General features: G+C 40.0%; 24 protein-coding genes, 2 pseudogenes and 1 riboswitch. Of the genes and pseudogenes, 7 read left to right on the top strand and 19 right to left on the bottom strand.

Features of this window, described 5'->3' with window-relative positions; all coding sequences use genetic code 11:
- Positions 1 to 477: 477 nt before the first annotated feature.
- From KFT32_RS25320 to KFT32_RS25285, 9 genes are all read right to left on the bottom strand, one after another.
- Positions 478 to 627, bottom strand: coding sequence for a hypothetical protein (locus KFT32_RS25320; protein WP_205055063.1), 150 nt, complete (start codon positions 625 to 627; stop codon positions 478 to 480).
- A gap of 209 nt (positions 628 to 836) precedes the next feature.
- Complete coding sequence (locus KFT32_RS25315; RefSeq protein WP_205055064.1) at positions 837 to 1,382, bottom strand: sugar O-acetyltransferase; 546 nt, start codon at positions 1,380 to 1,382, stop codon at positions 837 to 839.
- Between the two features lie 162 nt (positions 1,383 to 1,544).
- Complete coding sequence (locus KFT32_RS25310) at positions 1,545 to 2,105, bottom strand: DUF4367 domain-containing protein (RefSeq protein ID WP_211750141.1); 561 nt, start codon at positions 2,103 to 2,105, stop codon at positions 1,545 to 1,547.
- Positions 2,106 to 2,272: 167 nt separating this feature from the next.
- Entirely contained in the window at positions 2,273 to 3,442 is a 1,170-nt protein-coding gene (gene ltrA, locus KFT32_RS25305) for a group II intron reverse transcriptase/maturase (RefSeq protein WP_249436135.1), read from the bottom strand.
- Positions 3,430 to 3,564, bottom strand: coding sequence for a hypothetical protein (locus KFT32_RS27520; RefSeq protein ID WP_283246471.1), 135 nt, complete (start codon positions 3,562 to 3,564; stop codon positions 3,430 to 3,432). The genes ltrA and KFT32_RS27520 overlap by 13 nt, the downstream gene beginning before the upstream one ends.
- Positions 3,565 to 4,124: 560 nt before the next feature.
- The gene (locus tag KFT32_RS25300; protein WP_205054954.1) at positions 4,125 to 4,370 is read right to left on the bottom strand and encodes a glutaredoxin family protein; all 246 of its coding nucleotides are present in this window, start codon (positions 4,368 to 4,370) and stop codon (positions 4,125 to 4,127) included.
- A 29-nt stretch (positions 4,371 to 4,399) separates the two neighbouring features.
- The gene (locus KFT32_RS25295; RefSeq protein WP_205054955.1) at positions 4,400 to 5,020 is read right to left on the bottom strand and encodes an NAD(P)/FAD-dependent oxidoreductase; all 621 of its coding nucleotides are present in this window, start codon (positions 5,018 to 5,020) and stop codon (positions 4,400 to 4,402) included.
- Between the two features lie 28 nt (positions 5,021 to 5,048).
- On the bottom strand, positions 5,049 to 7,475 hold the full coding sequence (locus KFT32_RS25290) for a heavy metal translocating P-type ATPase (RefSeq protein ID WP_211750140.1): 2,427 nt from the start codon (positions 7,473 to 7,475) through the stop codon (positions 5,049 to 5,051).
- A 26-nt stretch (positions 7,476 to 7,501) separates the two neighbouring features.
- Positions 7,502 to 7,702 (bottom strand): copper ion binding protein, encoded by a 201-nt coding sequence (locus KFT32_RS25285; protein ID WP_205054957.1) that lies wholly within the window; start codon positions 7,700 to 7,702, stop codon positions 7,502 to 7,504.
- Between the two features lie 317 nt (positions 7,703 to 8,019).
- Here KFT32_RS25285 and KFT32_RS25280 point away from each other — a divergent pair, with 317 nt between their 5' ends.
- Entirely contained in the window at positions 8,020 to 8,712 is a 693-nt protein-coding gene (locus KFT32_RS25280) for a response regulator transcription factor (protein WP_205054958.1), read from the top strand.
- Positions 8,713 to 8,769: 57 nt separating this feature from the next.
- On the opposite strand, the gene KFT32_RS25275 is transcribed toward KFT32_RS25280, so the two are convergent.
- Together KFT32_RS25275 and KFT32_RS25270 are read right to left on the bottom strand one after the other, a co-directional pair.
- A complete protein-coding gene (locus KFT32_RS25275; RefSeq protein ID WP_205054959.1) occupies positions 8,770 to 9,363 on the bottom strand; it encodes a YdhK family protein in 594 nt (197 codons plus the stop codon).
- Positions 9,364 to 9,587: 224 nt separating this feature from the next.
- Positions 9,588 to 10,967, bottom strand: a complete 1,380-nt coding sequence (locus KFT32_RS25270; RefSeq protein WP_205054960.1) for a sensor histidine kinase — start codon at positions 10,965 to 10,967, stop codon at positions 9,588 to 9,590.
- A gap of 459 nt (positions 10,968 to 11,426) precedes the next feature.
- Here KFT32_RS25270 and KFT32_RS25265 point away from each other — a divergent pair, with 459 nt between their 5' ends.
- The 3 genes and pseudogenes from KFT32_RS25265 to KFT32_RS25255 all read left to right on the top strand — a co-directional run bounded on the left by KFT32_RS25265 (position 11,427) and on the right by KFT32_RS25255 (position 14,314).
- The gene (locus KFT32_RS25265; protein ID WP_205054961.1) at positions 11,427 to 11,756 is read left to right on the top strand and encodes a four-helix bundle copper-binding protein; all 330 of its coding nucleotides are present in this window, start codon (positions 11,427 to 11,429) and stop codon (positions 11,754 to 11,756) included.
- A 278-nt stretch (positions 11,757 to 12,034) separates the two neighbouring features.
- Positions 12,035 to 12,169: riboswitch (cyclic di-AMP (ydaO/yuaA leader) on the top strand.
- 5 nt (positions 12,170 to 12,174) lie between these two features.
- Positions 12,175 to 12,654, top strand: coding sequence for a C40 family peptidase (locus KFT32_RS25260; RefSeq protein WP_205054962.1), 480 nt, complete (start codon positions 12,175 to 12,177; stop codon positions 12,652 to 12,654).
- 458 nt (positions 12,655 to 13,112) lie between these two features.
- A pseudogene (locus tag KFT32_RS25255) lies at positions 13,113 to 14,314 on the top strand (IS110 family RNA-guided transposase).
- Between the two features lie 221 nt (positions 14,315 to 14,535).
- Here KFT32_RS25255 and KFT32_RS25250 read toward each other — a convergent pair.
- The 4 genes and pseudogenes from KFT32_RS25250 to KFT32_RS25235 all read right to left on the bottom strand — a co-directional run bounded on the left by KFT32_RS25250 (position 14,536) and on the right by KFT32_RS25235 (position 17,328).
- Positions 14,536 to 14,962 (bottom strand): annotated as a pseudogene (locus KFT32_RS25250) (protein-tyrosine phosphatase family protein).
- Between the two features lie 80 nt (positions 14,963 to 15,042).
- Complete coding sequence (gene arsC / locus KFT32_RS25245; protein ID WP_205054964.1) at positions 15,043 to 15,462, bottom strand: arsenate reductase (thioredoxin); 420 nt, start codon at positions 15,460 to 15,462, stop codon at positions 15,043 to 15,045.
- Positions 15,463 to 15,500: 38 nt separating this feature from the next.
- On the bottom strand, positions 15,501 to 16,796 hold the full coding sequence (locus KFT32_RS25240) for an arsenic transporter (RefSeq protein WP_205054965.1): 1,296 nt from the start codon (positions 16,794 to 16,796) through the stop codon (positions 15,501 to 15,503).
- Between the two features lie 178 nt (positions 16,797 to 16,974).
- Positions 16,975 to 17,328 (bottom strand): ArsR/SmtB family transcription factor, encoded by a 354-nt coding sequence (locus KFT32_RS25235; RefSeq protein ID WP_205054966.1) that lies wholly within the window; start codon positions 17,326 to 17,328, stop codon positions 16,975 to 16,977.
- A 161-nt stretch (positions 17,329 to 17,489) separates the two neighbouring features.
- Here KFT32_RS25235 and KFT32_RS25230 point away from each other — a divergent pair, with 161 nt between their 5' ends.
- The 3 genes from KFT32_RS25230 (at position 17,490) to KFT32_RS25220 (ending at position 19,388) form a co-directional block, all read left to right on the top strand.
- Positions 17,490 to 17,813 (top strand): ArsR/SmtB family transcription factor, encoded by a 324-nt coding sequence (locus KFT32_RS25230; protein ID WP_205054967.1) that lies wholly within the window; start codon positions 17,490 to 17,492, stop codon positions 17,811 to 17,813.
- Positions 17,814 to 17,842: 29 nt separating this feature from the next.
- Positions 17,843 to 18,796, top strand: a complete 954-nt coding sequence (gene trxB / locus KFT32_RS25225; RefSeq protein ID WP_205054968.1) for a thioredoxin-disulfide reductase — start codon at positions 17,843 to 17,845, stop codon at positions 18,794 to 18,796.
- Between the two features lie 82 nt (positions 18,797 to 18,878).
- Positions 18,879 to 19,388, top strand: coding sequence for an arsinothricin resistance N-acetyltransferase ArsN1 family A (locus KFT32_RS25220; protein ID WP_205054969.1), 510 nt, complete (start codon positions 18,879 to 18,881; stop codon positions 19,386 to 19,388).
- Positions 19,389 to 19,442: 54 nt separating this feature from the next.
- Here KFT32_RS25220 and KFT32_RS25215 read toward each other — a convergent pair whose 3' ends face one another.
- The 4 genes from KFT32_RS25215 to KFT32_RS25200 all read right to left on the bottom strand — a co-directional run bounded on the left by KFT32_RS25215 (position 19,443) and on the right by KFT32_RS25200 (position 23,858).
- The gene (locus KFT32_RS25215; RefSeq protein WP_205054970.1) at positions 19,443 to 20,837 is read right to left on the bottom strand and encodes an NAD(P)-binding domain-containing protein; all 1,395 of its coding nucleotides are present in this window, start codon (positions 20,835 to 20,837) and stop codon (positions 19,443 to 19,445) included.
- 73 nt (positions 20,838 to 20,910) lie between these two features.
- Entirely contained in the window at positions 20,911 to 21,360 is a 450-nt protein-coding gene (locus tag KFT32_RS25210; protein ID WP_205054971.1) for a MarR family winged helix-turn-helix transcriptional regulator, read from the bottom strand.
- Between the two features lie 169 nt (positions 21,361 to 21,529).
- Positions 21,530 to 22,579: a flavin-containing monooxygenase gene (locus KFT32_RS25205; RefSeq protein ID WP_205054972.1), complete on the bottom strand. Its 1,050-nt coding sequence runs from the start codon at positions 22,577 to 22,579 to the stop codon at positions 21,530 to 21,532.
- 25 nt (positions 22,580 to 22,604) lie between these two features.
- Positions 22,605 to 23,858 carry an MFS transporter gene (locus tag KFT32_RS25200; protein ID WP_205054973.1) on the bottom strand — a complete coding sequence of 418 codons (1,254 nt, stop codon included), beginning with the start codon at positions 23,856 to 23,858 and terminating at the stop codon, positions 22,605 to 22,607.
- Between the last annotated feature and the right edge of the window lie 72 nt (positions 23,859 to 23,930).

Raw genomic sequence — 23,930 nt, 5'->3', positions numbered from 1 at the left:
ATATATTACGTAAACTATTTATTATACATTTAGTCAAAACTCGTATTTTGATCATATGTCTGGGACAAAAGAAAGAGCCATCCATACGGATGGCTCTCTTCTTCATATAGCGTTTCTTCTATTATATGTAAATTCTCTCCAATAGTCAATTTCACTTAACCCTTTTGATAAATTTATTCTCGAAAGAAACAAATAACAATTCTTCTTTTTCTTGGTCATTCTTTTCTCTAATTGAACCTAAAGTTTTACGCAAACCGATTTTCCAAATCAGACAAATAATTAAGGTCTTTCATTGTCACACCTCAATTCCGACTAAAACCACTCGAATTTAAAACACCGCCCTCTTTGTAGGCGGCGATCTAATTCAGTAATTTCTCATGGTGTATTATTATGATACCCTTATCACAGTCATTAAATACATAGTATGGAATATAATTTGTCAAACGTTGGACTATTTTGTAGCTCTATAGAGAATATCTAATGGTTTGCGAGCTGCATCCACTGCTGTTGTTCTCCTTTAGTCAGCTTTTCCTCAAGTATTACCCCATTTTCATCAGTGCTCTTCAGCTTTAGTTGCATCAGCTGCTTGCTTAGTTCAATATATTCCTTTAATTCGTCTTCAATCAAAATATCTCCTTATTAAAACCCCTAGTATTTTATCGGTTGTCGTAAATTCTTTAGGAAGACATAAGATGATATTTGAGTTTATTTAGTTCTGTTACATAATCCCGAAGTTAGTTTGAATTAAAATGGAGCAGCTACCAACCGGCAACTGCTCCATTCTGTTTTAAACTTACGTTTCCCGTTAGCTTAATCAATATCTGTAAAGTCCTTTATCATTCTGTAATGTGCTTGAGCACCTTGGCCGGATTACCCGCGACTATCGTGTTTGCTGGCACATCTTTCGTTACAATTGAACCAGCTGCCACAATGGAATTATCACCTATTGAAACACCTGGAAGAATTGCACAGTGCCCTCCAATCCAAACATTATTTCCAATCGTTACAGGAATACCGTAACCAGATTTATTTCGGTCCTTTGGATTAACATTATGACCAGCCGTGTAAATGCCGACATTAGGTGCTATCATGCAATCATCACCGATACGAACCTCTGCCATATCCAATATGGTGCAATTGTACCCTGCATAGAAGTAACGGCCAACATGAATGTTATAACCCAAATCACAGTGAAAATTATGATCGATACTAAAACCTTCACATACGCTGCCAAATAGTTCTCTAATCAATCGTTCTTTCTCTTGCTCATCTTCCGGATCGCAGTCATTATAAGCCTTCACAAGCTTTTGGGCTCTTATGCTTTTTTCTCGAAGTTCCACCGTTCCTCGTTCGTAATAGACCTTTTCTTTATTTTCTTTCATTGTTTTCCTCCAGGCAAAAACGGTTTTACTTATTATATACTAGCCAGCATCTACGTTGAAACTACCTGCCCGTTAGCTTAACGAAAAAGGAGCAACTGCCAACCGGCCAACTGCTCCATTGCTTTTTTGGTCTTCAATTTACCCGTCACCTTAAACACTGAATCATTTCATTGATATTGCTATCAAGATCATTTCCTCTTTAGTTAAATCTCCGCTTTGGATTTCAATGAAAGTACCATCTTGTATCCATCGTAGGTATCCTCCTGATTTATGGTTAGCCCATTGTTCAAATCGCCCTTCTATTCCATTCATGTTAATTTTCTCTCCATGTCCATTAAACTTAAATTCCTCGACTATAGTTCTTGTTGTACTTGATTGGTTGCGAAGATCGATGTTAGTGACAACCCGGTTCATTTTATATCCAACTGCCTTATGTTCTTCAATTCCAAACAGATATGTCTTTCCTGATTCATCAAAAAAATGAAGTCTAACTTTTGAGACTGATCGACTATGATCAAACGGATATGGTTCCTTAATTTCTAATTTATAGCTTTGAACGGAGGAAGACGGTGTAAAAAGTTTGAAATCAGCAATAGTTTTTAACTTATACAATTCAAAATCCGAAAAAGTTAGCGTAGGTTTAGCTGATGCGATGAGTAAGTTATTGTTGATTCCAACAGAAATCCAACAAATAAAAATCAATGAAATAATCCATCTAGACAAAAACATTCCCTCCATATTTTTTTGGGAATATTATGCCCTTGTTTAATTAAACTAACCTGCCCGTTACTAGAGTAAAGGGCTGGGTAAACCAGCCCCTCCTCATCAAACCGTACGTGAGGTTTTCCCTCATACGGCTTTCCGATGTTCGTCATTCATGTGCATACAGATTACAAAAGCGTTTTGAGTCCACATTGACTCGCCATGTTCCTCACTTCTTGGACTGCACTTTGCCACCGAGAACGTTGTCTTTTCTTTGCATACCACTTTGCCAAACGCAGCACAATGTACCAATCTAACTTCGCCATTTTTCGTTGGCTGTAGGACGTGTGGTAGTAATTGCGCCACCCCTGAATCTTCGGATTCAGCCAACCTATGTGCTCCGCGAGTGACTTGTGTCTTTGGCTGGACGGAGCTAAGCGCTCTTTTACCACTTCCCGGATGCGTTCCTCCGCTTTACTGCACAGCCACTGCTGCGTGGTGTAGTACACTCTTCCGGAGGATGTCTCAGCTTTCGTCTTGCGATGATGCATGCCTAGAAAATCAAACCCTTCTTCTCCTGTCCATAATCCTACGATCCGCGTTTTCGTCGGATGCAAGGTCAGTTCCAGACGCTCCATAATCGCACGTATGAGTGCATACGCCCGATCTGCATCTTTCTTCGTTTTGCATACGACAACGAAGTCATCCGCGTAACGCGTAAGTTCCCCATTTTCACTGCCATGTCGTTCCCACAGAATATCAAAATAATTCAAATAGATATTCGCTAGCAGGGGGGATATCACACCACCTTGTGGTGTACCCAGATCGGATCGCCTGATCTTTCCTTCCTCCATCACTCCCGCGTTCAGCCACTTCCTTACCAGCTTCAGGACGCGCCTGTCGCTGATTCGCATCTCTACCAGTTTCATCAGTTTCTCTTGGTTGATGTTGTCGAAGTAACCTTGGATGTCGACGTCGACCACCCAATTTCCTTTTCGGTTGCAGGCTTTTCGGATTCGGTCCAGTGCCCCTTTCGCACTTCGTTTTGGACGGAACCCAAATGAGGATTCCTGAAAGTCCGCTTCAAAGATCGGTTCCATGACCAGTTTCGCTGCCATCTGGATGACGCGGTCTCGGACGGTTGGGATGCCCAGCGGTCTTTGCTTCCCGTCTTTCTTCGGAATGTAGTGCCGGCGGACGGGCTGTGGATGGTATTTGTTTTCCTTCAAGTGTCGTTGGCATTCGTACAGGAAAAACGCTTCTCCCTTTTCCTCAATATCCGAAAATGTTTCTCCATCGACGCCAGCCGATCCTTTGTTAGCTCGTACTCTCCGCCAGGCTTCCTCTAATACATCCATTCGATAGACCTTGTCGTACAACGCGTGGAATCTGCGCTTTTGTTTTCCTTGGCCGTATGACCTAGTTTCTTCTGGAGTTGTTGAACGTTTTCCTTTGGTGTCGTTAGCCGTTTGGTATTCACTAATTCGTACCTCCTAAAAAAACATGCACAAAGCAGGGCTCCTTCCCTCCTGCAGGTTGTGTTGTCCTGCAGTTCCTCAGTATTATGAGCCCCTCGGACTCCCTTCCTGCAAGTAGATCATTTCGTCTTTTGGACTTATAGACCACTTTGCTACGGTTTAGCCGGGGTTCGGCTTCCCCTTGTCCCTCTTGCGAGGCCTCTTTGACGACGCGGCAGGATTCACTTGATGTTACGGCCTGGTATGTTGCTCGCTCTGTCTCCGACAGATACTTTTGTCGATACGCTTCTACGCACAGTTTTCATCATACGTAGGTATCCTAGCTACACAGGGGCTTGGCCCCTCCCGTGACCGGACTTTCACCGGCTAGAAGATGCGTGCTTGGCTGGGCACGCGCTTAATAGAAGAAAAGCAGCATATCATGATGATCTGACCTGCTGCTCTTTAATGATGATTTAAATTTATTCTGTTGATAGAGAGGACACTGTGTACGGTGTATGGATTTTCCCCTTACTGTGATCTGCTTTCATTCCATTTAAAACAATTCCTATTTAGAAGGGAATTACTTATGCAGCCGATCACTTATTTCAGTAAGATTCTCAGCAAACCCCACGAATACTCTATCATCTATAACTATAGTTGGAACTATCTGCTTCCCCGTTAGTTTCCGAACCTCTTCTGCATACGTGGCATCCTCTTCGCAATTATATTCAGTAAAGGATACCTGATGTTCATTGAAAAATCGTTTAGCATAATTGCAATCACTACAAGTTGGAATCGTATAAATCTTAACAGAATTTCTACTCATCTCATCTCTCTCCTTCTTCTTTGTGTTGATTATCCAGCTACACGCTTTAGCTCATCAAGCGAGACCCGATTGACAAACTTACTGAACTTTTCTTTTCCTTTGGCATTAGCAATGTAATAATGAATAATGGCCTTAATAACCGGAACCAGCTGCTCTGCCACTAGTCCAGTTAGTAACTTAGTTGCAATGGAAGCTTTTAGTCCCTTCGGTTCACCACCGACATAAATATCGAATGCACTCTTCATCTTGACTACACTAATATCTTTTAACAATGGCTCACTTGTTCCGAGTCCGCAACCTGCATAACCAATTTTTATTGGTGTTGGTGTTTCAATTCCAGCTATCGCTTCATTTAACCTTAGTGCTGTATCTAAACCGGCATCTTCTGCTCCTTTGCAAAAATTACAAGCAATTAGACTTTTCACCACAAATCCAGACGGATAAACTTCTAATCCAGCTTCCCTTAGCTCTTTTGTAATTCTGTCTCTCTGATTGACCGGTACTTCCATGTAAAGCTGCTTGAATGGTGTCATTTCTAATTTTGTTTGACTATCTGCCAAAGTACCGATCTTTACTAACTGCTCAGGAGTGAAGAGGCTTCCGCCAACTTGTATTGGCGGATTGACAGCAATTTTAATGTTTTCTCCCATAACTAATCCCCCATGTAGATCATTAATGCTAGAGTTTCACACGTTGTAATCGCAAAGCATTTAGAACAACGGAAACTGAACTCAGTGCCATAGCTGCACCCGCGACCCAAGGCGCCAACAAACCGATAGCTGCGATCGGAATCCCAAGGGTATTGTAACCAAGAGCCCAGAAAAGATTTTGTTTGATGTTGCTCATTGTCTTACGACTCATATATATAGCGTCCGGAATGCTAGATAGATCCCCTCGCATTAACGTAACGTCCGCAGCTTCCATAGCAACATCTGTGCCAGTGCCGATTGCCATTCCGATATCAGCTGTAGCGAGTGCCGGAGCATCGTTAATTCCATCCCCCACCATAGCAACCTTTTTACCTTCTGTTTGAAGTTTTTTTACTTCCTCTGCTTTACCTTCTGGAAGTACTTCCGCACGAACATGGTCGATGCCGACTTCAGCGGCGATCGCTTTCGCAGTTCGTTCATTATCCCCAGTGATCATAATGACCTGAATTCCCATATCCTTCAATCGGCTAACCGCAGCTTTTGATGTCTCTTTGATAGTATCCGCTACTGCCACCATTCCGGCATACTGACCATCAATTGCAACTAGCATTGCAGTTTTTCCAGACTCCTCCAAGGTCGCCATGTTTTCAAAGGCTTCTTTCGCGCTCACGCTGTATTTATCCATCAGCCTACGTGTTCCGATCAGGACATTCTTTCCTTCTACGGAAGCCTTGATGCCAAAACCGGGAATAGCCTCAAACGCTTCGGTTGCTGGAATCTCAATATTTCGATCTTGAATACCTGCAACAATTGCTTCTGCAAGCGGGTGCTCTGAATTTTTTTCAGCGGCACCAACAAGTCTTAGAAACTCCACTTTATCTATATTTGTTATTACATCTGTAAGTTCTGGCTTCCCTTTAGTGACAGTCCCCGTTTTATCCAGAATGATGGTGTCAATTTTATGAGTTTGTTCTAGGTGTTCGCCACCTTTGAATAGAATACCGAATTCAGCTGCCCGTCCGGATCCTGCCATAATGGATGTCGGGGTCGCAAGACCAAGTGCGCAAGGACATGCAATAACAAGAATCGCAATTGCCTTTTCTAAAGATCCGGCAAAATCACTTGGAGTTATAAAGAAGTACCAAATTAAGAAGGCCAACACTGCGATACCAACAACGATTGGGACGAAAATGCCCGAGATCTTGTCGGCAATTCGTTGAATAGGAGCTTTCGAACCTTGAGCTTCCTCTACGACTTTCACGATCTGAGCTAATGCAGTTTCTTTGCCAACTTTCGTTGCTCGAACCCGAAGCATACCCTTTTTGTTAATCGTCGCTCCAATTACCGCATCGCCGGGTTTCTTTTCGACAGGTATGCTTTCTCCCGTCAACATGGATTCATCTATTGAAGATTCACCTTCAATGACTTCACCATCTACAGGCACTTTGTTTCCAGGACGTACAAGGATGATATCACCAACCAAAACCTCGTCTACTGGCATTGTTAATTCCTGGCCATCACGAATAACTAGAGCTGTCTTTGCCTGAAGTCCCATCAAGGATTTAATAGCTTCTGAAGTGCGTCCTTTAGCTTGGGCTTCAAACAATTTACCCATGACAACCAATGTAATGAGAACCGCACTTGTCTCAAAATACAAAGAAGGACCATGATGCATATCGCTGCCGCTTAAGTACCAATCCATTGTTAAATATAAACTGTAAAAATAAGCTGCAGAAGTACCTAGCGAGATTAGTACATCCATATTCGCACTGCCGTTACGAAGAGCTTTATAGGCGCCAACGTAAAAATGCCAACCTATATAAAATTGCACTGGTGTTGCAAGTATTAATTGAAACCATGGATTCATAAAGATCTCCGGCATGTAAATCCAGGATGTGAAGGAGAAATGGGCAACCATACTCCACAACAACGGCAATGATAGGATTGCTGAGATGAGTAACCGCTGTTTCTGACGCTTAGTTTCTTTTTCCCGGTGATCTTCAGCAGATTCGTTTTCATTCATTAAGATGGCTTTGTAGCCTAGCTGGTTGACTTTGTTTTGCATATCAGAAACTGATATTTCATCAGGAGAATACTCAACCCGTGCCGACTCTAAAGCAAAATTGACGGTTGCATTCGTTACGCCGGGCAACTTTCCTAGACCTTTCTCTATCCGGTTGGCACAGGCAGCACAGGTCATACCCTCAAGCTGAAATTGAGCGACTTCGCTTACCGTTTCGTAACCCAACTTACGGATGGTTTGCTCAAAATTCTCAATACTTATTTTAGTAGGATCATAATTAACACTTGCTTTTTCCAAAGCAAAGTTGACGTTTGCTGAAGTCACACCATCAAGTTTGCTCAATCCTTTTTCAATGCGATTTGCGCAGGCGGCACAAGTCATGCCGCTCACCCGCAAAGTTGTTTGTTTTATTGGAGTTGAACTTGTTTCCAATGTACTCACTCTCCGTCCATTAAAATTCACATAACATCATATCCTTGTTCTTCAATGGTTTCTTTAATTTGATCTAATGTTGTATTATCTTCGTTATAGGTTATCTCCACAGTATTGCTGTTCAAATCCACCTTTCCAGATACCCCTATACTTTTCAGTGCACCTTCGATGGAGTTCACACAATGCTGACAGCTCATTCCCTCAACTTGCAAAGTCATATTTTTCATTTAAAATTCTCCCTTCAATATCATTTTTTGTAGTGTTTCCCTATAGATAAAATTAAATGAGTTTATATACCCCCCCACCGTATATAAAACCCCTTTTTAAAGGGCCTTGTTGAATGGGCCCTATATTACATAAATCACTTCTGTTTCAATTTACTATACCCCCAGGGGGTATGTCAAGACAAAAAGTTCAAATTTTCCAAAACTAGGTATCTGTTGATTTTAAGGCTTGAAGTTGTATCATTAGATCCTATAACATAAAAGATACTTCGTTATTTAAACATCTATTTCAATACAAAACACGAGGAGTAAATAGAATTATGATTACAGTATTAATAATAGACGATGAACAGAGAATGCTTGATCTATTGTCGCTTTATCTTACCCCCCTAGGGTATAAATGTATCAAAGTAAACTCAGCTGTAGATGCATTGATTTATTTGGAATCAAATCAAGTAGACATAATTTTATTAGATATAATGATGCCAGATATGAATGGTTGGGAAGCATGCGAAAAAATCAGAAAAACTTCGAACATTCCAATCATTATGCTTACCGCTCGCAGTGAAAAATCTGATATTGTAAAGGGTTTAAAGATCGGTGCTGACGATTATGTAATGAAGCCATTTGATGATACTGAATTGGTCGCAAGGATAGAAGCCGTACTTCGAAGGGGAAAGACTGAAGAAGAAATAAATGAGTTATCCTTTAAAGGCTTATCCTTAATAAAAGATTCGTTTGAAGCCCTTTATAAGAATATAAAGATTGAATTAACCCCCAAAGAGTTCTATATGGTCGATCTCTTCCTCAATAATCAAAACAGAGTTTTCTCAAGAGAACATCTAATCAGTAAGATTTGGGGATATGATGTTTTTATTGATGATCGTACCATTGATTCTCACGTTCGAAATATAAGAAAAAAACTTAGAGATGTAGATTTTCCTGCTGATGATTATTTACACACTGTATGGGGGGTAGGGTATAAATGGACAAGTGATAAAAATCAATCTTAGAATATAAAAGGCAGAAGAAGGCTTGTACGATGCTCTCTTCTGCTTTTTTAAGACAAATCACTTAGCAGCTGGTGCTAACTCATTTTCTGTTACCCATTTATGATTCTTAACTTCTTCGCCACCTGTAGTAGGGGTAAAATCAATCATATACACTGTTGTTCTTTCAGCAGAGTCAATTTTAACAGTCGCCCCCTTCATACCTTCCATATGAGAAGCTTCTGTTTGTACTTCATCCCCAGGCGCTAATGGTTCTTCACCTGCATCAACTAGTTCTTCATGAATTACCCATTTATGATTTTCTACGGGTTCTCCACCTGTAGTCGGGGTATAAGAAATCGCATAGGCTGTAGTATCATAAGCACCAACAATAGTTGCTTCAGCGCCTTTCATTCCCTCCATATGCCCTTCTTTAATAATAGCTTTAGTACCGACAGGATACTTAGGATTCTCTGCTTCCTTTAGATTCTCTGGTACTTCTCCTGAAGTCGAATGATTCATCTCAGAGTGATCCATCCCTGTATTTTCTTCTGTACCTTGATTCATGTCCGCATTTTCATTTTGATTTTCATCATTAGCGCCACCACACGCAGAAAGCATAAGCGCTGTGATTAGTGTAATAATACCGATCATCAATTTTTTGTTTTTGAACATAATTAATTCCTCCTTTATTTACACTCACTATAACCACTAAATTTGCAGAAAATATGGAGCAGTCAGACATATAAACCTTACAGACGACACATTTTAATCGTACAAATTCCAAAGTCATTTTAAATATTTCCTGGAAGGTGAACTTAATATACATAAAAAGTTATTTTGAAATAAGAATTTGCTTCTCAAAAATTAAGAAAAGAGCACTAGCAAAGTGCTCTTCTCTAATATTCCTTTTCTAAATACACTTCAAATCTTGTTCCTTTCCCTGCCTCACTAGATACACGAATAGATCCATTGTGTAACTCAACCAACATTTTCGTTATGGCAAGTCCTAGACCGGTTCCTCCATGTTCTCTCGACCTTGATTTCTCGACCCGGTAAAATCTTTCAAATAAGAAGGGGAGTTCTTCTTTTGAAATCCCTGATCCCGTATCTGTAACTGAAATACATACCATAGTATTATTAACTTGCTGTGCTGATATTTCTATAGAGCCCTCCTTCGTATACCGAATGGAGTTATCCAATAAGTTCAAAAAGATTTGTTCAAGTCGACCAGGATCACCATTAACTATCAACGCTAGGTCAATATGATTTTTAATTGTTATCCCTTTGTTCTCCGCTCTCATAGACACTTTACTGACAACTTGTTCTATAATTTTATTGATACATACCGCATCTTTATATATTGTCAATTTACCTTCTTCCATCTTGGATAAATCGAATAAATCAATAATCAAGCGATTAAGCCGTTTAGCTTCCTGTGATATGATGTCTAAGTATTTTTTCATATCTTCTTCAGTCTCATAAAGTCCCTTTGATATTACGTTTGCATAACCTTCAAGGTACATAATTGGCGTTTTAAGTTCGTGTGAGATATTAGCAAAAAACTCAGTACGTGTATCTTGATATCGTTGCAAGTCTTTTGCAAGATCATTTATTGCAGCTGCTAATGAACCAATTTCATCCCTAGTACTCACTTCTACTCTACTATCAAGATGACCAGCAGCTATTTTTCTAGTAGCTTTCTCCATCTGAACCAAAGGTCCAGACATCTTTCTTGATAAAAAAAATGAAACACCCACCGCTATGATAAAACCGATCAATCCAGTTAAACATAAGAGCTGTCTTACCTCCAGTATAGAGGAATTAACGATATCAAGTGAAGAAATCACAAGAACTCCACCCCCAATATCCAACAATGGTTTACCAGAGATTAGGTAGGATTCTCCATTCTCAGTACTATAGTTTATCATTAATGATTCTCCGTTAAGTAATCTATTGATTTCAGTTGCGGTAATGAAATTTACATGATGATTAGAGGCCTTACTTGATTTTCCTAATAATTCTCCTTGCCTATCTAAAACAAAGATCTCCACCTTCGAAAATTCTGCCATAGTGGATATCAAATCCGTAGGTATGCTCTTACTAGAATGTACCATTTCGACAAAATGGGATGACATTTCGGCCACATCTTGTTCTGATTTTTGATAATACATATTCGAAAAGATTTTATCAACGACAAATCCCAAGGAAAGCAGAACCGTTAACAGCAGAGATACGATAATAATTCCTAATTTAAAAGCTATTCGATTCATTCTCATATGTGACCACCGTTCTGTTAGTTATGTCTAAATCTATGACACTTATAATTCTCTGATATATGGAGTAGTGAGTGTCTCAGAAATACTATTGTGACCTCGTAACCAACGATCACCTTATAACCCAACATTATTCCTCCATTAGGAGGTTTATATTATTATACGCCTGAAATTTGAATATTTTGTGCATAAACACGACTAATCTATTTAAAGTTCTTAGTTCCGGCTATGGTAGAGAAATAGCTTTTCAAAGTGATTTTTATGCTTCAAGCTGATCATTAATCATCTTAGCTTTTGAAAAGATATCGAGAATTTTTTTTATTTTGACTCATTATCTCCATATATTCTGCACATTTTTGGTTTATTGAAATACAAGGCCTTGAGGAATCTGGTATGTATCGAGGACTAATTGTAAATAGTAATTACGTATGTAAAGAATTAATCACTGAAAGGAGAATGGAAATGTCACATGAACAGTATAAACAATGTATAGAGGAATGCTTACGATGTATGGTGACTTGTAATCACTGCTATGATGCTTGTTTAAAAGAAGAAGACACTAAAATGATGGCAGAATGTATCCGTTTAGATCGGCTTTGTGCTGACATCTGCTCTTTTGCTGCAACAGCAATGAGCAGTAATTCACCATTTATCAAAGAAATTTGCTCATTGTGTGCTGAGATTTGCCAAGCATGTGGTGATGAGTGCAAAAAACATAATCATGACCATTGTCAAAAATGTGCGGAAGCTTGTTTTAAATGTGCAGATGTATGTCGTAACATGGCTGCATAACATTAAAACTACTTTTATAACCGCTCCCAGTAACTGGGGCGGTTATTTTTGATTACAGCTGAAACAGTTTCTGATTATTAAAAAAGACATATCTATTACAAATTTGTTATGGTTATATGTCACAAAATTTGATGAACTTTTTTTAGTCTGTCAATTTTTATTTAAAATCTCGATATGTTAGATAAAAATCCTTATCAAATCATAAGAAGCAACAAATTTTAAAGGTTATAATTGACAAGTCTCGATTTATACACTACAGTGATTAGTGTTACAATATTTTAATTATTTTGCCGAATTTTAATCTATTAAAAACGGGGGAACCACACTGGGTGAATTGTTCAAAATAGTGTTATATATAGGTAACCTTCTACCGAACCCTTAAGCTAACTCCGTAGGCATCGAAGGGAGAATATTATACTTGAAAAAAATTATTATGTCTCTATTAGGGGCTGTTATTATTATTTCTTCTGGAACCACAAGTGCATTTGCTAATGACCAATCAAAATTACAATCAGAAGTTAGCCAAGTGGTAGGAACACCTTATAAATGGGGTGGAACGTCCGTAGCAAGTGGCTTTGATTGCTCCGGCTTCATATTGTACATATTTGATAAATTCAATCAAAAACTTCCTAGAACTTCGGCTGCTCAAGCCAAAACAGGTACTGCGGTAGCAAAAAGCAACTTAAGAACGGGAGATTTGGTTTTCTTCAATACGAGTGGAAAAGGAATATCTCATGCAGGGATCTACATAGGGGATGGACAATTTGCTCATTCCTCGAGCAGTAAAGGAGTAAGAGTAAGTAAACTTTCGGAAACATACTACAAGGAACGGTACGTTACAGCTAGAAGAACAATTAGTGATAAGAATTTTTCTAAGATGGTTGATGACTCTCATTAAAGAGGGAAGGACAAGCTACTTCACAGCACTTTGTTAATGATTCTAAACATCTTCTACTTTGAAGTAGAAGATGTTTTTTTATTTATCTTTCACTGTGGTTTATGTAAGGATTAAAAAAATATATACTCCTAGGTAACAAGTCCGCCTTATCTGTTGGAAGTTTGACTTAAACTTAAACTATTTTTAATTTAATTTTGTTAAACTAATCTGCCCGTTCGTATTATGAGGTCACCAGATCTTTCTGGTCGACCTCTTTTTTGTTTGGTCGTAAGATAGCGGTAGCCGGGGATCGAGCGTATCTGCCCGTGGGACTTGGATCCCGAGAGCTATTCTGTTCATCCCCCCTACTTGTTCAACCATGGTTAGGCTGGTTGGGACGTTGATCCCGTATCACATGCGATAGTGTGGAAAACAAGAAGGTTAGGGGTTACCGGTGAATATACTTTGGGAGTGATGTCATGAATCCAGTCATTGGTTTGGATGTGTCCAAGGGAGAGAGCCATGCACAAGCTTTTTTAGACCGCGGAGAAGCTCATGGGAAGATCTTTAGATTTAATCATGATCTAGAGGGATTATCGGCTTTTCTTAATTATGTTAGAGCGGTAGAATCAGTTGCAGGCATAAGCCCTTGTATTGTGATGGAGGCAACAGGTCATTATCATAGCCCTGTTGTTCAGTTTCTGGATGAGCACCAGTATCTATACATCGTCATTAATCCGTTAATCTCATATGAAGCTAAAAAGACTAATTTGAGACGCGTCAAGACGGATGCTGCTGATGCCTATCAACTTGGGGCCCTGTTCTATAAAGAAGAATTCGAACCCATCAAAAAACGGGGGCAGCATCTCATGAATTTACGCTATCTCACGCGTCAGCATGAATCTTTAACGGGTATGTATGTTCAAGTGAAGCTGCAGTTCCAGGCTATTCTAGATCAGGTTTTTCCTGAATACCATGGTGTGTTCGGTGACCTCTATTCGAAAGTTTCTCTTCGATTCCTAGCTTTACACCCGACCTCTAAAGAAATCCTGGAAATGTCGGAGCAGGAAATTTCAACAGAGATACACCACCTGATCGCACGAGGCAAATCCACCTCATGGAGTTTGGAACGTGCTCAAATTCTAATGGCTGCAGCTAAGCGAAACCCCTTTAAGGAGACGGCATTTCCAAGTCATCTGATCTCCATGCAACTGCTCATTAAATTGCTTCTTCAATACCAGGACCATCTAGCAGACCTTGATAAATCGATAGAGATCCTGGTTGAAGAGTTACCTGAATATGATTTAATCCAATCGATACCTGGTATCGGTACTAAAATTGCTGCAACAATTTTGGCTGAGATTGGGGAAATCGATCGATTCGATCACGCAAAGAAGCTGGTGGCTTTTGCTGGTGTTGATCCCAGTGTATTTGCTTCAGGTAAGTTTGTGGCAACCCAAAACAGAATCACGAAACACGGCTCCAGAAGGCTTCGTACAGCCCTGTATCAAGCTGTGCAATGTGGTATTCGTAGTAATAGAAACAAGAAATTAAGAACTTACTACGACAAAAGCGTGCTGAAGGAAAGCTTTTCAAAGTAGCGGTAATTGCTTGTGTAAACAAACTCATCCACTGGATTTTTGCTATCTTGACTTCGAAAGAAGCATTTCGGCTAGAATAAGTTGAATGAAATTCAAAGATATGAAATATATTCCTGTGCCGAAGGGGACGGTTATTTATCATGCCCTTTTTAAAGTATACCACCTCATGAAGTCGCAATTAATAATTAAATATTGACAAGCTATTAGCTGGAATAGCTTAATGAAAATGGAGCAGTTGCCGACTGGCAATCTGCTCCATGCTATTTGTCTATATAAATAAAATAACTGCTTGGCTGCAAATTTACATTGTTTTATATAATCGGCGAAGTGCATCTCTCATTTCAGGCTTAATATTGATATCGGGTCTCTTAGATTTTGCAGTTAGTTCAGCAGAATCTACATCCTTCTCGTGTCCTAATTCAAGCAGAAGTCCTGTTGAAACCGTTCCTGTACGATTACGCCCTCCTGAACAGTGAAAGTATACCTTCTTCCCTTCATCCACTGCTTTCTTAACAGCATGAATAGCCCTTTTAATCGATTCGTCTTGATGATCTTGATCTTCAACGAGGGAAATGGTGACGAGTGGTACTCTCACGTAACTCTAAGTTGCCACTTGAACCGTCCCGCAAGTCAAACACATCCGTTATCCCTTGCTCCTTTACCGCCTGTTCAATATCATCAGCACCACCTATATAGACTTTATCTTTAATAAGTTCATGATAACTCATTGCTGGTTTCCTCCAAATTCTCTAAGATAACTTCTATCCCTAAAGAAGCCGAGAATTTAATCTCGGCTTACTTTGTACGCTTACTGGCCCGTTTTCGCGAACGTTTCGATACGCTGTCCAATCTCATCACGTACCCGTTGGAATACTGACCATTTTTCTTCGTCTGTTCCTTGGGCTTTCGCTGGATCATCAAATCCCCAGTGTTCACGGCGAACATTTGGTGGAGTAATTGGACATTTATCAGCTGCATCACCGCAAAGAGTGATGACAAGATCAGCGGAATTCAGAATAGTTGGGTCGATCATATCGGATGTTTGATTGGAAATATCAATTCCCACTTCGTTCATTGCTTTTACCGCATTTGGATTTAATCCATGGGCTTCAATTCCTGCACTATACACATTCCATTCGTTCCCAAGGTGTTTTTTAGCCCAGCCTTCAGCCATTTGACTGCGGCAAGAGTTTCCAGTACACAAGAAATAGATCGTTTTTTCACTCATATTGTTATCTCTCCTTTAATAAGTCCAAACTATATTTTTTATAAAATGAGGAGCCATAGGTACAAACCTAAGAGTGTAATAAACAGGGTTGGAATCGTAATAATTATCCCTGTCTTAAAGTAGGTTCCCCATGATATTTTGATGCCTTTCGTTGAAAGTACATGCAGCCATAGAAGCGTTGCTAATGAACCGATTGGAGTAATTTTAGGTCCTAAATCAGATCCGATGACGTTTGCGTAAACCAAAGCTTCTTTTATGACTCCTGTAGCATGAGTCGCATCAATAGCAAGCGCATTAATCATTACTGTCGGCATGTTATTCATAATGGATGAAAGAATAGCTGCAATGAATCCCATTCCCATCGTTGCTACAAATAATCCCTGCTCTGCCACAGATGCAATTGCATCAGCCAAGAGATCTGTCATGCCTGCATTTCGTAGTCCATATACAACAACGTACATCCCGATTGAAAAGAATACGATATTCCAAGGTGCTCCTTTAACTACTTCTTTCGTTTGTACAGCAGGACTTCTTCTTGCCAGCATTAAGAAGGCTAAAGCGATGATTCCAGCAACGATAGAAACTGGAATACCCACGAACTCACTTACAAAGTAACCAACAACGAGTATGGCGAGTACGTACCAAGATATCCGAAACATGGCTCTGTCCTTTATCGCTTCACTTGGAGCTTTAAGATCGGAGTCGTCAAATCGCTTAGGAATACTTCTTCTGAAGAAAATATAAAGAACAAGAATACTTGCCACCAAAGCAAAAATATTTGGAATGATCATCCGACTGGCATACTCGTTGAAGCTGATGCCAAAGAAATCGGCAGACACGATATTGACCAGGTTACTTACAACCAGCGGAAGCGATGTTGTATCTGCAATAAAACCACTGGCAATGATAAACGGAAACACTTTTTTCTCATCAAAATTCAGGGCTCGTACCATAGCAAGCACAATCGGTGTCAGAATGAGTGCGGCTCCGTCATTTGCAAAGAAAGCCGCTACGATTGCACCGAGTATACTAATGTACACAAACATTCGAATCCCATTTCCTTTGGCTGCTCGAGCCATATGCAGCGCAGCCCATTCAAAGAATCCAATTCGATCCAAGATTAATGAAATTAAGATAATGGCCACAAACGCTAATGTTGCATTCCATACGATCTGGGTAACATCCCAAACATCTTGAAAACTGACAACTCCAACTAACAGAGCTAGGACAGCACCGCCACATGCAGACCAACCAATGTTTAAATTTTTTGGTTGCCATATGACGAGCACTAGTGTAACTAAAAAAATGATACAAGCTAATATTGTCGACACCACTATAAAACCTCCAACTTGACTATCTTCTAAGGTTTAACAAGACATACACAGCATGCTTTGACCTTATTTGTAAGAATTTCACCGTGCCAGAATATAAGCTCTAGGATTTGTCATACACCGCCTCCTCTATTCCGAGATCATTATATAAGCATATGCTTATATATACAACCCACTTTTTTTATTTTCCTCCGATACAAGAAGATTGTAATCCCTGTTTATTAAGCTCCGTCAGAATTTGCTGAGCATGAGGTAAATTTTGCAGAACAGCCTGAATATACGGTTTGTCCTCCACATGCAACGAATAGTAAATCCACTGACTTCTTCTCGTTTCTTTTACAAGATCCAGGGATTTCAGCTTCCGGATATGCTGACTTATCGCCGGCTGAGACATTTCAAAGATATCCACAAATTCGCATACGCACCATTCGCGTTCTTGTAAAAGCAACATCATCGTAAGTCTTGTCTTATCTCCTAGAAGCTTCAAACGATCCGCAGCGAGAGATAAATCAGATGTGGTTACAATTCCACTCATGATCCTACTCCCCTTTCTTACTCTCGATTATTTCTGTTGTATTCATCATACATAACATCTATCTATTTATCAAATTATTTTGATGTATTGATACAACACTGACTCTATGTTAATATTTAATTAATCAAAAATATTTGATTATTATAAGGGAGAATATTCTCATGACGATAGACGCGACATTCTTGGCCAGTTATGAGGCCAAATTTAAAGCATTAGCGGATCAGAAGCGACTTCTCATTATCAATAAACTTTGTCAGCATGAAGAAGTTTGCGTTTGTGATCTTGTAGAAAAGATGGAAATACCTCAGTCCAAGCTCTCCTATCACCTTAAGATACTTCTAGATGCCGGATTCATACTCAAAGAAACAAGAGGTACTTGGAGCTATTACAGGCTAAATCAAAGTGAAATCAATAAAGTACTGTCTCCGGAATTGTGCTGTATATTTACAAAACCGAATCGTACAACCGATCAAACCACATGCTAATCTAATTTGTAACGCCAAGGAGGATTCTTATGTATAAATCAGTTATTATTGGTACCGGTCCTGCAGGATACACAGCAGCCATTTATCTTGCACGTGCTAATTTGAACCCTCTCATTATTGAAGGACTTCAGCCTGGTGGACAGTTAACCACAACGACCGAAATTGAGAACTTCCCGGGTTTTCCTGAAGGGATCATGGGTCCAGAATTAATGGATAACATGCGTAAACAAGCCGAACGTTTTGGAGCTGAGTTTAAATCCGGATTTGTAAGCGAAGTAGACTTCAGTCAACGACCTTTTAAACTCAAAATTGATGGCCAGCCTGAGATCGAAGCAGAATCCGTTATTATCTCCACTGGAGCATCAGCTAGATATCTCGGTATACCTAATGAGCAAGAATACGTCGGGCGTGGCGTGAGTACCTGTGCTACATGTGATGGATTCTTCTTCCGCGGTAAGAAAATCATTGTCGTAGGCGGTGGAGACTCTGCTATGGAGGAAGCTAACTTCTTAACTCGATTTGCTTCTGAAGTCGTATTAGTCCATCGTCGGGATGATTTAAGGGCCTCTAAAATTATGCAAGACCGGGCAAGATCAAACCCGAAAATAACGTTTGCCTTAAATCGAACACCAGTAGAAGTACTTCCCAAAGAAATGGGGATTCAAGGATTAAAAGTCCTTAATAATGAAACGGGACAAGAAGAAGTGATTGAGGCGGACGGATTATTTGTCGCTATTGGACACACGCCCAATACCTCTTTCCTAGGTGGACAAATCAATACGGACGCTCATGGATACATTGTTGTAAATCCAGGAACGACAGAAACCAATATCCCAGGTGTTTTTGCTTGTGGAGACGTACAGGACTCTAAGTACCGTCAAGCGATCACCGCTGCAGGATCAGGTTGTATGGCTGCTATGGATTCTGAAAAATTCCTGGAGGGTTCGGCCATACAGGACTGGAGCGGCATTCTAGATCAATAATCTCTCTTCAAAAGCTCATCAAACATTACTGATGAGCTTTTGTTTTATATTAAAGAAAATAGTCTACAGTGGAGGCAGCAAAATGGAGATACGTATTCGACCTGCAATCGAAAGTGATGCTCGAGGTATTATGGAGATCTATAATTACTCAATCGTAGTTGAGAGAAATGCAACCTTTGATACAATACCTAAAACGTTAGAAGATCGAACCCAGTGGATACGATCCCAAGGGGATCGGTATCCCATTGTAGTTGCAGAATTGAATGACCAGATTATTGGCTGGGCCTCTGTGTCCAGTTACCGGACAAGGGAGTGTTATCAAGGGGTTGGAGAATTTTCTGTATATGTACATAAAGACTTTAGAAAGCAAAATTTAGGCTACAAGCTGCTTGATCAACTTATTAAGGTGTGCAAGGATGCAGGTTATTGGAAGCTGCTCTCTCGTATCTTCACCTTTAATCAAGGAAGCCGTAAACTATGTGAACGGTGTGGATTTAGAGAAGTTGGGATATATGAAAAACATGCGAAATTAGGGGATGATTGGCTCGATGTAGTCATAGTAGAGAAAATCATTTCCGAAAATCTAATCTAGTGGAGATTAAAAAGGCCCGTCATCGGCGGGCCCTTTTAATTATTTATTTGTAGCTTAGCTACAACAAGAAGACACTTTCGCAGCAGGTGTTGGAGAACAGCAGCTCTCCTCAACTTGATTGGATACATTATTTATACTGCATACACCCGTCTCTGGTAATTCCAACTCCACTTTTTCGGCTCCTTCGTAATCCCCTGCCAGATATGCAGCAATGGATCTCACCTGCTCATAGCCTGTCGCCATAAGAAAGGTTGGAGCTCGGCCGTAGCTCTTCATGCCCACAATATAGAAGTTCTTTTCCAAATGCCGAAGTTCTTTTTCCCCGTGTGGACGAACCGTTCCACAGCTGTGTACATTAGGATCAATAAGTGGAGCTAGAGTCTCTACACTTTCCGTACTTTGATCGATACTCAGTCGCAGCTCGCCTAAGAACGAGAAATCCGGACGACTTCCTGTGTTTACAACAATTTCATCTATGCCCTCAACTTGTTTTACTTCACCAAGACTCGTGCCGGTAATGTTGATTTTACCATCCACTTGTTTCAACTGATGAATATGGAATGGTGTAAAGACCTTTATTCTACCTTGATCTACAAGTCGATGAATTCGACTTCCGAGTGCTCCTCTAGCCTTCAGTTGGTCATTGTCTTCCCCACCATACGCATTTCCTACTTTACTCTTTCGCATGATCCAAAAGATTTTTGTATTTGGATCTTTAGACAGTTCCAGCATTGAGTTAATTGCCGAATGCCCTCCTCCAATTACCGCCACTTTCTTACCATTGAATCGTTCACCATCTCTGCTATTAATATCAGGGATGCCATAATAAATATGCTCTTTAAGATCTCCTTCTTCCTTCGTCCAAATCCCACTGCTATGGACAGGATTCGCTTTCCCCCAAGTGCCTGTCGCATCAACCACTGCTTTTGCTTCATACAGGGTTGTCAATTGGTTTTCCTCCACCAGAACAATAAATGGCTGGCTTTCACGCCCTAAGGTCTTCATTTTGTCCATATCTTTTCTGCTGACTGCTGTTACTTTTGCATTCAGCTTTATGTTGGATTCTATCTCAGGCAAACGGGATAGTGGGTAAAGATACTGCTCCAAAAGCTCTTTACCAGTTGGTAAAACATCATCATCTGGACGTTCCCAACCCGCTTTCTCGAGTAATCTAGCCGCTGCTTTATCGATGTTGTATTGCCAAGGGGAAAATACTTGTACATGCCCCCATTCCTTAATATGACTTCCCACCTCAGCTCCAGACTCAAAGATGATAATATTTTCTCCTCTTTCAATGAGGTGTGCTGCTGCGGCAAGTCCGATTGGTCCGGCACCAATGATGGCTACAGGTAGATTGGATGACGGGTTACCGCCCGTTTTAACGACATCTTTGTTGGTTTCAGAAGCACAACAATTATTTTGAACTTGTGTAAATTGGATTTCTTTCATTTAACATACCTCTCTTCATGTTTTTATTTGCATTTTGCAAGTATATGTTGATTACGTAGGGTGATCTTGAAGATCACCCCATTGGTGTACAGCATTTATCTGATTTAAGCATACTTTCATTTAACAACTTAATGGATCGGAGAACCGTTTCTCGCTCAAATTCATTCATAAAAGAGAAAACCTCATTTAAGTAGCTGTTCATATTCTCATCGATCGTCGTAGCCACGAATTTTCCTTCAGTCGTCAGATGCAGAATATATACTCTACGATCCTCTGGAAGTGTTGTTTTCTTAACTAAGTTCTTTTTAATCAATGTTTGTACCTGACGGCTAAATGTGGTTATATCCATGCCAAGCGTATCCGCGATCTGCTGCATAGATGGCTCATGCTGTCGATCAATTTCATAAAGTATATGGCTTTGGATCATGGATATATCATTAGTCCCTACACTACAACAATTCTTATTCAAAAGGCCGAATCGGCGTGCAGTTACTTGTAGTAGTTCTCTCGGACTTTCTTCCATCTAAGCTCACCTCTTGATTCAGTTATACTATATATATTTGCATTTTGCAAGTATATGATTTGAATCATCCATGTATATATCCGATCACCAAGTCAATATTCAATATTAAAGGGGCAGAGCGTTAAAATCTTAAAAACAAATTTAGACTTCTGATTTTAAACTAACCATCCTAATTTAAAATTTTTTTGGCTTGATCGATTACATATCGAGCATCGGGTCCAACACCACGAAGTGTAGCAGATGAAAAAGACCGCTGTCCAGGTATTCCCACATAATAAAGTCCTTCTACAGCAGTACTTACCCCTTTCTTTTGTAACGGTTCTTCATTCACATTTAAAGCATCTAACCTCTTTAAATATTCATAATTTGATCGATAACCCGTTGCAAATATGACCTGATCTATCTTCTCTTTCTCACCGTTTTCCCAAACCACTCCTTCTTCATAAAAGGCACTGAACATCGGTCTTTGTTGTGGTTTTCCTTCCTTTAATCGCTGTCGATAATGATCTAGATCCATTACGGATGAATTAAGGGCTAACTTTTTACCGATGGGCCAAACGGAATCGATACCAAACCATTTAAACCAATCATGAATATCTCGACCTAAAATACGCTGCGGCACCAGAGATACAGGTTCTCTTACTGCGAGTGTAGCATGTGCTACTTCCGCTAATTCCATGCTAATTTGTACTGCTGAATTCCCTCTCCCCACAACAATTACCCTTTGATCTTTGTATGCTTCAGGGGATCTATAAAATGCAGAATGAGTTATAGACCTTTTGTAAGTTTGCTCTCCGGTTATTTGAGGAACATAGGGCTTGTTAAACGATCCGGTAGCACAGATAAGAGTCCGGGATAAGTACCTTTTGCCTGAAGAAGTATGAATTTCAAAAACACCTGTATTATTCCGGAGCACCTCTATGACTCGGGTATGAAAAACCAGAGGCAACTCAAAAAATCTCGCGTATTCATTTAAATACGCTATCACTTCATCTCGAAGTGGATAACGCTCCCCCGGAGATGCCAAAGGAAGACCCGGTAATGATGAGTACTTAGCCGGTGAAAATAACTTAAGGCTGTCATAATAATAAGGCCAAGATCCTGCAGCCTGCCCCCCAGCTTCTAAAATCAAAAAAGAACGTCCACTCGTCTTTAAATAATATCCCGAGGCTAAGCCTGCCTGGCCGCCGCCAATAACAATCGTATCCCAAATTTTCATTTGTACCCTTCCCTTTCCTACATCATTATGAGACTTGATACAAGCGTTTCCGCCGATGATTATAAAATAAAAACAGACTACACAACCATAAAAGCAGAGCGGCCGCAGTGTTAATCATCGTATCTCCGAACACGGAGAGTAAGGTGAATCCCAAAAAAGGGCCTAATGCTGCTCCCACATCGACAATCATGGAGTAAAAAGATACGACATGATGCCGATTGGAGGACGTAGAAGCGTACTGAGCAGCGTCTGCATCAGTAAGGGTTGTCACAATAGAAGAAATAAGAAGTAAGGCGATCAAAGTAAGTAACCAAGCTAATGTATTGACATTCAAGCCCAAAATGGCAAACATTATTCCTCCGGCTATAAAACTTACGGTTAACCAAACCGTCCTTGATTTGGATTTATCGCTAAGCTTACCTGCCCAATAACCTAAGATCGGATCTGAAAACCATTTACATGCAAGCAGAATGCCGGTAATCGTAGCTGCTCCGATAGAGCTCAATAAAGCTATCTTTGAAAAGTCCTGCAGTTCAATCCAATAACTTAAAGTGGATTTCATATAACCTTGAAATAGGAGGGAAACACTGAATCCAGCAAAAAGAATGATGAGGAGTTTTGAATCTATTTTTAACATTGCTCGCTGGTCCAATTGTGTTAATTCTTTTTTTGTCATTTCATTACTGCCTGGCTTACGAATAAAGAACAATAACGGGATGGAGATCAAAGCAAATATACCAAATCCCATAAGTACAAATGAAACCCCGAAATTTTCTGACAACAGAGAGCCAAACACCATACCCACCACAGCCCCACAGCCTGAGAGCCCATTAAACAGTCCAGTAAGCTTACCCGGCTGGCTGCTTACGGTAACAGCTTCAACGATCGAAAGTTGACCGGCTTGTCGGATAAATGACCAAGCAATGCCCCAAATACATCTTAATACGAGCAAAAAGGCAAAACCTTGAAAGTATCCGTAGGAAAAAGTAGTAATTATTGTGAGTATAATTGCAATCATTAATCCACTTTTAATGGAATACCGGGTATAGAACCAGCCAATGAGCGGATGAATTGGAATGCGGATAAAACGATTAATAGATAGTAGAACCCCTACCTGCCATAAAGCAGTTAGTCCAAAATCCTTGCTATACACAGGTAATACTGCGTAAAGCATTGCATCACCAAATAAACAAATTGCTGTTATTATTGCGATAATTCTCAGATTATTTTCAACTTGTGGTGTATTAAGTGGTTGATTCCTCTTCCTTTCAACGAGCAACGTTCTTCACACTCCTCTGCTTCGCTTCTCAATAAATGGTTTTATGAAACATCTTCTTTATACCCTTAAAAC

The sequence above is a fragment of the Paenibacillus sp. Marseille-Q4541 genome, assembly GCF_018310695.1.
Taxonomy (GTDB): domain Bacteria; phylum Bacillota; class Bacilli; order Paenibacillales; family Paenibacillaceae; genus Paenibacillus.
This window is presented reverse-complemented; position numbering and strand designations above follow the sequence as displayed.